11 protein-coding genes are annotated in these 13,004 nt (G+C 63.6%); 6 read left to right on the forward strand and 5 right to left on the reverse strand.

Features of this window, described 5'->3' with window-relative positions:
• Nucleotides 1-295 precede the first annotated feature (295 nt).
• From AC5STI_RS07455 to AC5STI_RS07470, 4 genes are all read left to right on the forward strand, one after another.
• Nucleotides 296-1,999, forward strand: coding sequence for a peptide ABC transporter substrate-binding protein (locus AC5STI_RS07455; RefSeq protein ID WP_495446221.1), 1,704 nt, complete (start codon nt 296-298; stop codon nt 1,997-1,999).
• Nucleotides 2,000-2,148: 149 nt separating this feature from the next.
• Entirely contained in the window at nt 2,149-3,156 is a 1,008-nt protein-coding gene (locus AC5STI_RS07460; RefSeq protein WP_008556597.1) for an ABC transporter permease, read from the forward strand.
• Entirely contained in the window at nt 3,149-4,120 is a 972-nt protein-coding gene (locus AC5STI_RS07465) for an ABC transporter permease (RefSeq protein ID WP_475046419.1), read from the forward strand. The genes AC5STI_RS07460 and AC5STI_RS07465 overlap by 8 nt, the downstream gene beginning before the upstream one ends.
• A gap of 231 nt (nt 4,121-4,351) precedes the next feature.
• Entirely contained in the window at nt 4,352-5,425 is a 1,074-nt protein-coding gene (locus tag AC5STI_RS07470) for a YeeE/YedE family protein (RefSeq protein ID WP_495446222.1), read from the forward strand.
• Here the strand turns inward: AC5STI_RS07470 and AC5STI_RS07475 are convergent.
• The 5 genes from AC5STI_RS07475 to AC5STI_RS07495 form a co-directional block, all read right to left on the reverse strand.
• On the reverse strand, nt 5,361-6,641 hold the full coding sequence (locus AC5STI_RS07475; RefSeq protein ID WP_495446223.1) for a DUF3422 family protein: 1,281 nt from the start codon (nt 6,639-6,641) through the stop codon (nt 5,361-5,363). The genes AC5STI_RS07470 and AC5STI_RS07475 overlap by 65 nt on opposite strands.
• 229 nt (nt 6,642-6,870) lie before the next feature.
• Nucleotides 6,871-8,298 carry an NAD(P)(+) transhydrogenase (Re/Si-specific) subunit beta gene (locus AC5STI_RS07480; protein ID WP_495446224.1) on the reverse strand — a complete coding sequence of 476 codons (1,428 nt, stop codon included), beginning with the start codon at nt 8,296-8,298 and terminating at the stop codon, nt 6,871-6,873.
• Nucleotides 8,299-8,314: 16 nt separating this feature from the next.
• Complete coding sequence (locus tag AC5STI_RS07485; RefSeq protein ID WP_495446225.1) at nt 8,315-9,886, reverse strand: Re/Si-specific NAD(P)(+) transhydrogenase subunit alpha; 1,572 nt, start codon at nt 9,884-9,886, stop codon at nt 8,315-8,317.
• Between the two features lie 138 nt (nt 9,887-10,024).
• Nucleotides 10,025-10,474: a methyltransferase family protein gene (locus tag AC5STI_RS07490; protein ID WP_495446226.1), complete on the reverse strand. Its 450-nt coding sequence runs from the start codon at nt 10,472-10,474 to the stop codon at nt 10,025-10,027.
• A gap of 224 nt (nt 10,475-10,698) precedes the next feature.
• Nucleotides 10,699-11,649 (reverse strand): MBL fold metallo-hydrolase, encoded by a 951-nt coding sequence (locus AC5STI_RS07495; protein WP_495446227.1) that lies wholly within the window; start codon nt 11,647-11,649, stop codon nt 10,699-10,701.
• Between the two features lie 148 nt (nt 11,650-11,797).
• Here AC5STI_RS07495 and AC5STI_RS07500 point away from each other — a divergent pair, with 148 nt between their 5' ends.
• Nucleotides 11,798-12,550, forward strand: a complete 753-nt coding sequence (locus tag AC5STI_RS07500; protein WP_495446228.1) for an SDR family NAD(P)-dependent oxidoreductase — start codon at nt 11,798-11,800, stop codon at nt 12,548-12,550.
• The gene (locus AC5STI_RS07505; protein WP_495446229.1) at nt 12,550-12,927 is read left to right on the forward strand and encodes an MmcQ/YjbR family DNA-binding protein; all 378 of its coding nucleotides are present in this window, start codon (nt 12,550-12,552) and stop codon (nt 12,925-12,927) included. The genes AC5STI_RS07500 and AC5STI_RS07505 overlap by 1 nt, the downstream gene beginning before the upstream one ends.
• Nucleotides 12,928-13,004 lie beyond the last annotated feature (77 nt).

A 13,004-nucleotide genomic window follows, 5' to 3' on the forward strand; every position in this document is an offset into this window, starting at 1 on the left:
CTCAGCACCCGGAGTAAACTCCACTTTGCACAAAAATGCTCATGCAAATAATGCATAGGCTTTTCGAAATTGGAATTTGCAATTTCCCGGGAAGTGGTTTTCGATACCCCCGTGGTTGCCTGCAGGACGGTATGCACCGGCCTTTCCGGAAACTTGTTAAGAGTGCTTAATGTCTGCGCTTTTGGCCTGCCTGCAGGTGCGATTACGACCCTTCCGCAGCAATGCGGCAAATCTCCGGGCCTCATCCGGCCCGGCCAACAAAAAGACACGAAACGTGTCCGACAAGGAGTGTGTGATGAAACTCAAATCCCTTTTGATGGGGGCCGTGGCCACGGCCGCCCTGGCGCCGGCAGCTTTTGCCGAGCGCGGGTCCGATGGCCAGGTCAACATCATCTACTGGCAGGCGCCGTCGATCCTGAACCCGTTCCTGTCGGGCGGCACCAAGGACATCCAGGCCGCTTCGCTGGTGATCGAGCCGCTGGCCCGCTATGACCCGCAGGGCAACATGGTGCCCTATCTGGCGACCGAGATCCCGACTGTTGAAAACGGCGGCGTCAGCGAAGACCTGACCTCGATCACCTGGAAGATCGCGCCGGGCATCAAGTGGTCCGACGGCACAGATTTCACCGGCCACGATGTGAAGTTCACCGCCGACTACTGCATGCATCCCGAAGGCGGCTGCGCGCAGCTGACCAAGTTCGAGGGCGTGAGCTCGGTCGAGCTGGTGGATGACATGACCGTCAAGGTCACTTTCGACAAGCCGACCCCCTTCCCCTATGGCCCGTTCTCCGGCGGTGAAAGCCCGATCCTGCAGAAGGCGCAGTTCGAAAACTGCATGGGCGCCCGCGCACCGGAATGCACCGAGGCCAACTTTGGCCCGATCGGCACCGGCCCGTTTGTGGTGGATGAGTTCAAGCCGAACGACGTGATCACCATGTCGGCCAACCCCAACTACCGCGACCCGGCGAAGCCTGCGTTTGCCAAGGTGCTGTTCAAGGGCGGCGGTGACGCCACCGCTGCGGGCCGCGCGGTTATGGAAACCGGCGAGTTCGACTATGCCTGGAACCTGCAGCTGGCGCCGGAAGTGATCGCCCAGATGGAAGCAGGCGGCAAGGGCAAGCCGGTTGCGGGCTTTGGTTCGCTGGTGGAACGCATCATGCTGAACCAGACCGACCCGTCGCCGGACCTGCCGGAGGGCGAGCGCTCCACCGCCAAGCATCCGCATCCGTTCCTGAAGGACCCGGCCGTCTACAAGGCGATGTCGATGGCCATCGACCGTCCGCTGCTGGTGGAAATCGGCTATGGCAAGGCCGGCAAGGTCGGCTGCAACTGGGTGCCTGCACCGGCGGCTTTTGCCTCCGACACCTTTGACTGCTCCACCCAGGACATCGAAGGCGCCAAGGCGATGCTGGAGGAAGCCGGCTATAAGGACACCAATGGCGACGGCGTGCGGGAGACCCCGGACGGCAAGCCGATGAAGATCCTGTACCAGACCTCGACCAACGCCGTGCGCCAGGACTTCCAGGCGCTGATCAAGGAGTGGTGGAGCCAGATCGGCATTGAATCCGAGCTGCGCAACATCAACGCCTCGGTGTTCTTCGGCGGTGACCCGGGTTCGCCCGACACCTTCCAGAAGTTCTATGCTGACGTGGAAATGTACGCCAACAACTTCGACGGCACCGACCCGCAGGCCTATCTGGCCAACGGACTGTGCGACAAGGCGCCCAAGCCGGAATCCCAGTGGCAGGGTGAGAACATCTCGCGCTTCTGCAACGAGGAGTTCGACCAGCTGCACGCCGAGCTGACCAAGACTGCCGGCCTTGAGGCCCGCGCCGAAATCGGCCGCCGCCTCAATGACATCATGGTCGAAAACGGCGGCATGATCCCGCTGGTGCACCGCGGCCGCCTGTCGGCGCATTCCAACACGCTGGGCGGCGTTGACCTGAACGTGTGGGACAGCGAGCTGTGGAACGCAGCAGACTGGTACCGCATCAAGTAAGCAGCGCTTGCCTCACTTGGGGCCCTGACGTTACATCGGGGCCCCTTGCCATTCTGCATTGGTTACGTTTAACCGCCTGCGCGTGACATGGATGTGAGGCCCTCCCCGCCTGCTCCGACCTTAATACAAGTTGCAAAGGCGCCTACCTGATGCTGACCTTTACAATCCGGCGGCTGATCCTGGCAGTTCCGACACTGCTGTTCATCAGCCTCGTGATCTTCCTGCTCCTGGAGCTCGCCCCCGGCGACCCGATGGCGCAGGTTCCCCTGACCGTCCCCCCCGAAGTGAAAGAAAAGATGCGCGAGGCGCTTGGCCTCGGCCAGCCGATGCATATCCGCTTCTGGAAGTGGCTGGTGCAGTTCTTCTGGATCGAGCCGCAGGTTCTGATCGATCATTACCTGGGCACCTCGTTCTCAGCGGGCGACCTGCGGGTGATCTCCTGGCAGACCCGTTCGCCGGTGATGGACATCGTGATCCAGCGCATCCCGCAGACCCTGTGGGTCGTCGGCACCGCCTATGTGGTCGCCATCCTGATCGCGCTGCCGATCGGTATCTATTCCGCCTACCGCCAGTACAGTTGGTTCGACCAGCTGGGCACTTTCGTGTCGATGGTGGGCTTCTCGGTGCCGCCGTTCTTCTCGGGCGTTCTGGTGATCGTGATCTTCTCGGTGCAGCTGGGCTGGTTCCCGTCGATCTATGACACCACCCATGTGGTCGACAGCTGGGACGCCTTTGTCTACCAGCTGAAGCAGATGATCATGCCGGTGATGGTGCTGGCGCTGCAGATCACCGCGCAGCTGAGCCGCTTCATGCGCGCCTCGATGCTGGACAACCTGAACCAGGACTACGTGCGCACCGCCCGGGCCAAGGGCTTGAGCGAATATGTCGTGGTGATGGTCCACGTCCTGCGCAACTCGATGATTCCGGTGGTCACCGTGATCGCGCTGGGGATCCCGTCGATCTTTGGCGGCGCCATCATCACCGAGCAGGTGTTCAAGGTGAACGGCATCGGCCAGCTCTTGATCGGCGCCATTCAGGCCAACGACCTGCCGATGGTGCAGACGCTCACCTTCATCTTTGCGGTGCTGATCGTGCTGTTCAACCTGATCGCCGACGTGCTGTACGGCATTCTTGACCCGAGGATCCGCTATGACTGACAAGGAACGCTTTGTGCCCGACGAAGGCATGGCGCCCGCCTCAACCGCGGTCCCCGGTGCAGGCGCGCTGGAGGAGCTGCACAACCCGCCGCGCAGCCAGTGGCTGGATGTGTGGGACCAGTTCAAATCCCACCGCGGCGCACTGATGGGCGGGGCCCTGTTCCTGTTCATCATCCTGGCGGTCTATGCCGGCCCCTACGTGTGGGACATCGACGCCACCAAGATCGATATCCGCGCCCGCAACCAAGGCCCCAGCTGGGCGCATCCCTTTGGCACCGACCAGCTGGGCCGCGACATGCTGGCCCGGATGATGGCGGGCGGCGCGACCTCGGTTTCCGTGGGTCTGACCGCGATGCTGCTGGCGCTGTTCCTGGGCTCCTTCATCGGGGTGCTGGCCGGCTTCTTCAAGAAGCTGGACGGCCCGCTGATGCGGATGACCGACCTGTTCCTGGCGCTGCCTCTGCTGCCGCTGCTGCTGGTCATGATGCTGTTGTTCCGCGAGCCGCTGAACGCGGCGTTTGGGCCGGAACAAGGCATCTTTATCCTGATCGTGGCCTCGATCGGGGTGACCAGCTGGATGCCCACCGCGCGGATTGTGCGCGGTGATGTGCTGGCGCTGAAGGAGCGCGAGTTCGTGATGGCGGCACGCTCCATCGGCACCACCAACCAGAAGCTGATCACCCGGCACATCCTGCCCAACGTGCTGTCGCCGATCATGGTCTCGGCAACGCTGGGCATCGCCACCGCGATCATCACGGAATCGTCGCTGTCCTTCCTCGGCCTCGGCTTCCCGCCGGATTTCCCGACCTGGGGGCGGCTGCTGTTTGATGCCACCGATTATCTGCAGCAGTACCCGGAGCGGGTGTTCTGGCCCGGCATGGCGATCTCGCTGACGGTGCTGAGCGTGAACTACCTGGGCGACGGGTTGCGCGACGCGCTGGATCCGCGGATCCGGGGCCGCTGAGGCGGGACGCCTGCACACATTCAAATAAAAACATACCTGCTGGCCGCTTTCTTCAAAGCGGCCAGTTTGTTTTGCAGCACCTGGCTCCGGCAAAATCACTTTTCTGCCGGGCCGCCCAGGCCGGAACTTTGTTCCGCCTTTACCCAGCTCCGCAAACCGCCCGGCACTTGCGGCGGTGCGGCGAACCCGCCATTGCGGGAAAACGTTCCGAATCCGCAACTGGAGAGCGCCATGTTCGAAACATTCGGCTTTGAAGAGACCACCGCACGGGAGGCATCCGTCCTGTTTGCGCTTGGCATCGGCGCCCTGTTCGGCGCGCTGGCGCAGCTGACCCGCTTCTGCTTCCGCCGCGCGCTGACGGGAGAGGACCGGCGTCAGGCCGCAGGTGTCTGGGCCATGGCTTTGGCTGTAGCGGTCATTGGCACCCAGGCGGCCGTGGCGCAGGGCTGGATCGGCTTTGCGGAACACCGGCTGATGGCGCAGGATCTGCCGCTGCTGGCGATTGCACTTGGCGGGCTGATGTTCGGCGCCGGTATGATCCTGACCCGCGGCTGCGCCTCGCGCCTTCTGGTGCTGGCGGGCAGCGGCAACCTGCGGGCACTAATGGTGATTGCGGTCTTTGCCATCACCGCCCATGCGACGCTGAAGGGTGTGCTGGCGCCGGTCCGCACCGCACTTGGATCGGTCACGCTGTTTGCGGGCGAGCAGATCTCCCTTGCAGCCCTGCCCGGCGGCGCACTGCTGTGGAGTGCGGTGATAGCGGCTGCCGCGCTGATTGTCGCCTCTCGCTCCGGCAATCGGGCGCTGACACTTTCGGGCGCAGCATTGCTCGGCATGCTAGTGCCTGTGGCCTGGGTTGGAACAGGCTTCGTCCTCTATGACGAGTTTGATCCCATCGCGATGGAGAGCCTCTCCTTCACTGCGCCCGCTGCCGATACACTGTTCTTCGTGATCGCTTCCAGCTCCATCCCTGCGGGCTTCGGACCTGGCCTTGTCGGCGGCGTGCTGCTGGGTGCGCTGGCCGCAGCGGTGCTCAGCGGCAGCTTCCAGTGGCAAAGCTTCGAAAGCCCGCGCCAAACCGGCCGTTACCTGGCTGGTGCGGTGCTGATGGGCGCGGGAGGCGTGCTGGCGGGCGGCTGCACCGTGGGCGCCGGGCTGGCCGGCATCCCGACGCTCAGCCTCGCCGCCCTGCTGGCGCTCGCGTTCATTGCCCTAGGCGGCCTCGGCATGAACGCCGCGCTTAGTGCAGCTTCTTCCGGATCCGCTGGATCCCCAGCCACACCAAGGCAACAACCGGCAGGGTAACCGCTGCGATCAGGAGTTTCTTGCTGACCCCGTACCTCTCTGCAAACGGCAGGAAGAAGTCTGAGACCAGAGACACCGCGTAGTAACTGACGGCCACCACCGACAGCCCCTCCACCGTGTGCTGCAAGCGCAGGGCAATGTCCGAGCGGCGGTCCATACTGGCCAGCAGCGCCTGGTTCTGCGCAGAGCGCTCCACATCAACCCGGGTCCGGAGCAGCTCCCCTGCCCGGCGCGCCCGGTTCGCCAGGGTCTCCAGCCGCTTTTCGGTGGATTTCACCGTGCGCATGGCAGGTTCGAACCGGCGCAGCATGAATTCCGCAAGCGTCTGGAATCCCTCGTGCCGGTCCTCGCGCAGCAGGCTGACCCGCTGATTGACCAGGGCGTCATAAGCCCCTGTTGCGCTGAAGCGAAAGGCAGAGCGTGCGGCCATCGCCTCCAGCTCAGCCGAGACGGTCAGCAGCTGCGACAGGGTCTGCTCGGCCGGAGTGGACCCGCCGGTCATCTCCACCATCATCTCGCTCAGATGCGTGTCCATCGCGCTGATCGACGGAGTCAGGCCGCGGGCGCGGGAGAACCCCAGCATAGCCATTGCCCGGTAGGTTTCGATCTCGCACAGGCGCTGGACAATCCGCCCGATGCGCTGGCTGCCGGTCTCGGCATTCGGCAGCACCGCGAACCGCATGTGCCCGGCCGGATCGATGCGGAAATCCCCGGCCACCACGGCGCTGTCGTCCAGCACCTGCGAGACCGCAAGGCTCTCCGGCACGAACCAGTCATGCAGGGTTTCCTTCATCTCCGCCGCCTTGGTGCGCGGCACAACCCGGATCAGCGCGGAGGTGATCCGCTGGCCGGGGGCCTCTGCCAGCCAGTCTGCGGGAAAGACATCAAAATCCGCAGGATCAAAAGCCCGCGCGCTGACGCCGTCGCGGTAGACGGTGTAGCTGACGAATTCCGTGTGCTGCTCCCATTTGATCATGTGGCGGCCGATCTGCGCCGCGTGATGCGTCGCCCCCGGCTTGGGGTGCGGCGCGCCGTGGCGGTCCAGCAGATCGGTCAGATGCTTCAGATCCTGCATCCGGTCGCGGTGTTCCGCCTCGTTCGGCTGCTTGACCGCCAGATACACAACCGTGCTGGGGCAAGTCATGGCGGGGAACGGGCGGGCGTGCAGCTCATTGGTGAGCGTGTAGCGCAAGGGGTGATCCTGGATCGGGGGCATTCTGGTCTCCGGGGCAATGCCGCCGACCATAGAGAGCCCTTGCAAACATGTACAGAAATGTTTTATTTCAATGCGTTAGCAGGATGCAATAGTATACAATGCAGGTGTTGCAGGGGCTCTGCCCCCGGCCCGCGCGGGCCTCCCCCGGGATGTTTTCAGCCAGATGAAGGATCCAAAAAGAAAAAGGCGCCCCGGTTGGAGCGCCTTTCGTTGTCATATGACCGTTGGCTTACTGGATCATGCCCAGCAGCGTATCGAGGCTTTGCTTTGCATCGCCGTAGAACATGCGGGTGTTTTCCTTGAAGAACAGGGGGTTCTCGATACCCGAATACCCCGTGCCCTGGCCGCGTTTGGAGACGAAGACCTGTTTCGCCTTCCAGCACTCCAGGACCGGCATGCCGGCGATCGGCGAGTTGGGGTCCTCCTGCGCCGCAGGGTTCACGATGTCGTTGGAGCCGATCACGATGGCCACGTCGGTGGACGGGAAATCGTCGTTGATCTCGTCCATCTCCAGCACGATGTCATAAGGCACCTTGGCCTCGGCCAGGAGCACGTTCATGTGGCCCGGCAGGCGGCCTGCGACCGGGTGGATGGCAAAGCGCACCTCCTTGCCCTTGGCCCGCAGGCGGCGGGTCAGTTCGGCCACGTTCTGCTGCGCCTGCGCCACCGCCATGCCGTAGCCGGGGATGATCACCACGCTGTCGGCCTCCTCCAGCGCCGCCGCGACGCCGTCGGCGTCGATGGCGATCTGCTCGCCGTCGATTTCCATCGCAGGACCCGCGGTGCCGCCGAAGCCGCCCAGGATCACCGAGATGAAGGAGCGGTTCATCGCCTTGCACATGATGTAGCTGAGGATCGCACCGGAAGAGCCGACCAGCGCGCCGACCACGATCAGCAGGTCATTGCCCAAGCTGAAGCCGATCGCCGCCGCGGCCCAGCCCGAGTAGCTGTTCAGCATCGAGACCACCACCGGCATGTCGGCGCCGCCGATGCCCATGATCAGGTGGTAGCCGATGAACAGCGCCGCCAGCGTCATCAGCAGCAGAGGCAGGAAGCCGCCGGAATTGAAGTACCAGATCAGGCAGAGAAAGGAGAGGCCGGCGGCGCTGGCGTTCAGCATGTGGCCGCCCGGCAGCTTGGTCGCGGCCGAGGTGACCTTGCCCGCCAGCTTGCCGAAGGCAATGACCGAGCCGGTGAAGGTGATCGCGCCGATGAAGATGCCGAGGAAGAGCTCCACGCGCAGGAAAGCGATCTCTGCCGGGGTTTTCTTGGCGATCAGCTTGGCGAAGGTGCCGAGCTCATCGGTGCTGGCAGCGGATGCCACATTTCCGATCTCGAAATGGGCGATGAAGCCGACAAACACCGCGGCCAGGCCGACCAGCGAGTGCATCGCCGCCACCAGCTGCGGCATCTCGGTCATCTGCACCCGCTTGGCGACATAGGTGCCGATGATGCCGCCGCCCGCGATCAGCAGCAGCGACAAGAGCCAAAGGCCCGAACCGGGGCCGATAAGGGTGGCAAAAACCGCCAGCCCCATGCCGGCGATGCCGTACCAGACCGCGCGCTTGGCGCTTTCCTGGTTGGAAAGCCCGCCCAGCGACAGGATGAACAGAACAGCCGCAACGACATAGGCGGCGGTGGTGAAACCGTAATCCATTTGTTCGGCCCCTCTTTTAAGATTTCTGGAACATGGCGAGCATGCGCCGGGTGACGAGGAAGCCGCCGAAGATGTTGATCCCGGCCATGAAGACACTGAGCGCCGCGAGCAGGATCACCAGGAAGCTGCCCGATCCGATCTGCATCAGGGCGCCCAGGATGATGATCGAGGAGATCGCGTTGGTGACCGCCATCAGCGGCGTGTGCAAGCTGTGCGCGACGCCCCAGATCACCTGGAAGCCCACGAAACAGGCCAGCGCAAAGACGATGAAATGCTGCATGAAGCTGACCGGCGCGAAGAGCCCGACCAGCAGCAGCAGCGCGCCGCCGCCTGCCAGCATCGTGACCTGGCTCTTGGTCTGCGCCTTGAAGGCCTCGATTTCCTTGGCGCGTTTTTCCTCCGGCGTCAGCTCCGGCACGGTTTCCTTGGGCTTGGCCGCAATCGCCTGCACCTTGGGCGGCGGCGGCGGGAAGGTGATCTCGCCCTCAAACGCCACGGTGGCGCCGCGGATCACGTCGTCCTCCATATTGTGGTTGACCTGGCCGTCTTTCTCCGGCGTCAGGTCGGCCATCATGTGGCGGATGTTGGTGGCGTAGAGGCTGGACGACTGCGCCGCCATCCGGCTGGGGAAATCGGTGTAGCCGATGATGGTGACGCCGTTGTCCGTCACCACTTTCTCGTCCTTCACCGTGCCCTCGACGTTGCCGCCGCGCTCCGCCGCCAGGTCGACGATCACAGAACCCGGCTTCATCGCTGCCACCATGTCGGCGAGCCACAGCTTGGGCGCGTCGCGGTTGGGGATCAGGGCGGTGGTGATGACGATGTCGACCTCCGGCGCCAGCTCGCGGAACTTGGCCAGCTGCGCTTCGCGGAATTCAGGGCTGGAGACAGCGGCATAGCCGCCGGTGGCGGCACCGTCCTGCTGCTCCTCCTCGAAGTCGAGATAGACGAACTCAGCGCCCATGGATTCAACCTGCTCGGCCACTTCGGGGCGCACGTCGAAGGCATAGGTGACGGCGCCCAGGCTGGTCGAGGTGCCAATCGCCGCCAAGCCCGCAACACCGGCGCCGACCACCAGCACCTTGGCGGGCGGCACCTTGCCCGCGGCGGTGATCTGGCCGGTGAAGAAGCGGCCGAAGTTGTTGCCCGCCTCAATGACCGCGCGGTAGCCCGCGATATTGGCCATGGAGCTGAGCGCATCCATCTTCTGCGCGCGGGAGATCCGCGGCACCATTTCCATGGCGATCACATTGGCGCGCTTGGCCTTGGCGAGCTCCATGCCCTCTTCGTTTCCTGCCGGATTGAAGAAGGAAATCAGCGTCTTGCCCTTGGTCAGCCGCTTCAGCTCGGTGGCGTCGGGCTGGCGCACCTTGGCGACGATATCGGCCGCCTTCCACAGCGCCGCCGGTGTCTTGATGATCTCGACCCCGGCCGCTTCATAGGCGGCATCGGAAAACCCCGCCGCCGCCCCGGCCCCGGCCTCGATCGCGCACTCATACCCCAGCTTCTGCAGCTGACGCGCAGAGTCCGGCGTCATCGCTACGCGGTTTTCACCCGCAAATGTTTCTTTTGGTGTTCCTATTTTCACCTTGTCGGTCCCCCTCGTCCTGCCCGTGCCAGCATCCTCTGGGTACGGATCACAATGATTTTCTCTACAATGCGCAAGATTGTTGCGCAAGAATTTTGCTGCGTTGCCGCAAAGTCATGCCGCAATGCCGCGTTCCGGTCAGATCCAGCGGCGCACTTTCCGTTCATAACGGGCCCAGTCGGCGCGGAACGTCCGGCGCATCCTGTCTTCCTCGGGAATGACGAAACGCTTCTCCAGCACCCAGAGGAAAACCGGGATCAGCGGCAGCGACAGTACCGCATCGAACCACAGGATGAGGCCCGCCAGGATCAGCACATCGCCCAGGTAGATCGGGTTGCGGCTGCGGCTGAAGATGCCCGACTGCACCAGGCGGCTGGGTGTCTGATGCGGCAGGACCGTGGTCTTCTGCCGCCGCATCTCGGTGATGGCGAGCAGCGCCAGCAGAAGTCCGCCGCCCAGGAGGATACCGCCCAGGAACTCCGCCCAGGCGCCGCCGAAGGAGAGCCCGACCGGAAAATGCCGCGATTGCAGCCACGCGGCCAGGACAAAGCCCGCGAGCCAGACCGGCGGCACATCGAACCACTTCATCAGGCCCTGCCCCCTTGCAGAATATGTCCTGAAATCATGCACATCGCGGGCAGTTTTCCCTTATCCGTCCTGGCCGTCCAGACCGGTTCGGCCGGGACTGAAAGAAAAGGACAAAATGCCCTTCGTGCCGCAGAAACGACGAATCTGTTCCGGCTTGCGGCATGATCCTGCACAAATTCACCGGTTTGCCTAAGTATATTTTTGTGTACCGCAGCGGGGCCGGCTCACTCCCACTCCATTTCCTCGAAAACCCGGCCCGCGTTCTTGGTTGCCAGTTCCTCGAATGTGTCCAGGGTCTTCCAGCGCTCCTGGTCAACATAGTATGCGCTGGCGAGGTCTCCGCCCGCCTCAATATGGGCGCCGACCTTGGCCCGGAGGTCGGTCAGGTAGTCGAGCGTGTAGCGCCGCACCTGCGGCAAATTGGTCGGGTGGCCGTGGCCCGGGATCACATAGGCGGGGTCAAGCGGTTCCAGCTTGTCCTGCCAAGTCTCGATCCAGCATTTGGTGCAGGTGTGCGGGAACACCGGCAGCATGCGTTCGTGAAATGCGATGTCGCCGGCAATCAACAGGTCCCACTCCGGGATCCAGACTTGGATGTCACCCGGATCATGCGCCGGGCCGAGGTGCAGCACCTGCATTTCCACCCCGCCCAGGGAGAGGTCATAGCGGTCCTCGAAAGACAGGTTGGCGTGTTCGACACGGGTCTGCCCCGCCCGGTCCTTGTTGTAGCCGCGCATCCGCTGCAGGATCAGGTCGCTGTTTTCCTGCGTTTCGGCAATCGCCTCGGCATGCGCCAGCACGTCCACGCCCAAGTCGCGCCAGTAGCCGTTGCCCAGCATCGCGTGGCCCTGGCCGTTTTCGTTGATCACCAGCACCACCGGCTGGTCCGTCACCTGCTTGATTTCGTCGTGCAGCGCCTTGGCCAGGGCATCGGAGGCACCGGCGTTCACCACCACCACGCCTTCGGAAGTTACGATAAAGGAGAGGTTGTTGTTGTGGCCCGCGTTTTCGTACGTGGGCGGCGCGGTGGCGCCGATGGCGGAGAACACATTAGGGATGACCTCCACCGGTTTGGAATACAGCTCAGACTGGGGGTACTGGTCAGCGATGTCTTCGCTGGCTTGGGCGGTTGCAGCGATGCACAAGGCTGCGCTGAGGGCGGCAATGGCTTTCATCGGAAATCTCCCTGAAGGTTTGCAGCGACATTCACACATGCGAATGTGACTGTAAACGCCTTGCCCATGCGGCGTGACGGCACGGCGGGGTTGCCAGATGCCGCGGCCCGGTTAGGCTGGCCCGCAAAACAGGGAGGTCCGGAGTAACATGACATTGCAAGGCAAACACGCGCTGGTCACCGGCGGCGGCACCGGGATCGGGCTTGCGATTGCCCAGGCTCTGGCCGCTGAGGGCGCGCAGGTCACCATCACCGGGCGCAGGCAGGAGGTTCTGGAGCAGGTTGCCACGGGGGGCCTGCATCCGCTGGCGATGGATGTGCGCAGCGAGGCGGACGTGGCGGCCAAGGTGGAGGCTGCGGTGACGGCGCGCGGAACGGTTCAGATCTGTGTTGCCAATGCAGGCGTGGCCGAGGGTGCGGCCCTGCACAAGACCTCGATGGAATTCTGGCGCAACATGATGGCAACCAACCTCGACGGGGCCTTTCTGACCATCCGGGAGTGTTTCAAGTCGATGCGGGAGACTGATTGGGGACGGGTGATCACCGTGTCCTCCATCGCCGGGCTGCGGGGGCTCAAGGGAGCGGCCTGCTATTCTGCCACCAAACACGGGATGATCGGCCTGACCCGGGCGCTGAGCGAGGATTACCTGGGCACGCCATTTACATTTAACGCGCTGTGCCCCGGCTATGTCGACACCCCGATTGTCGAGCGCAATGTCACGGCGATCTCGCAGCGCGCAGGTATGAGCGCGGTGGAGGCAATGGACGTGATGGTGAACGCCAACCGCCACAAGCGGCTGATCGAGCCCAGCGAGGTCGCCGCCGCGGCACTGTGGCTGTGCGGGCCTGGGTCGGGATCGGTGAACGGCCAGTGCATCGAGATTGCGGGCGGGCAGACCTGATGGACCGGGAGGCGTTCAACAGCTTCTGCGCCAGCTTTCCGGCGGCTGAGCACGTGGTGCAATGGGGCAATGCGGACGTCTGGAAGGCGGGTGGCAAGCTGTTTGCGGTCTGCGGCTGGGCTGACGGCAGGGATGCCTTCACCTTCAAGGCCGGCGACTTTGCCTTTGAAGTGCTGCAGGAGCGCCCCGGTGTCCGCCCGGCGCCCTATCTGGCGTCGCGCGGGATGAAATGGCTGCAGCAATTTGACGACGACGGCCTTTCGGACTCGGAGCTGAAGGACCAGATCACCCAGTCCTATCAGATGGTCACCGCGAAGTTGTCCAAGAAGAAGCGCGCCGAGCTGGGCATTCCGGACCCGCAGCCCGCCAAGCGCTAGGCACTGGACAGAATGATGCGGATGCGATAGCACCTTCAAAAAGCTTTAAGCTTGAAATACCTCAAGGCACGCGAGGC

The organism is Leisingera sp. CC-HEC096 (assembly GCF_059429235.1).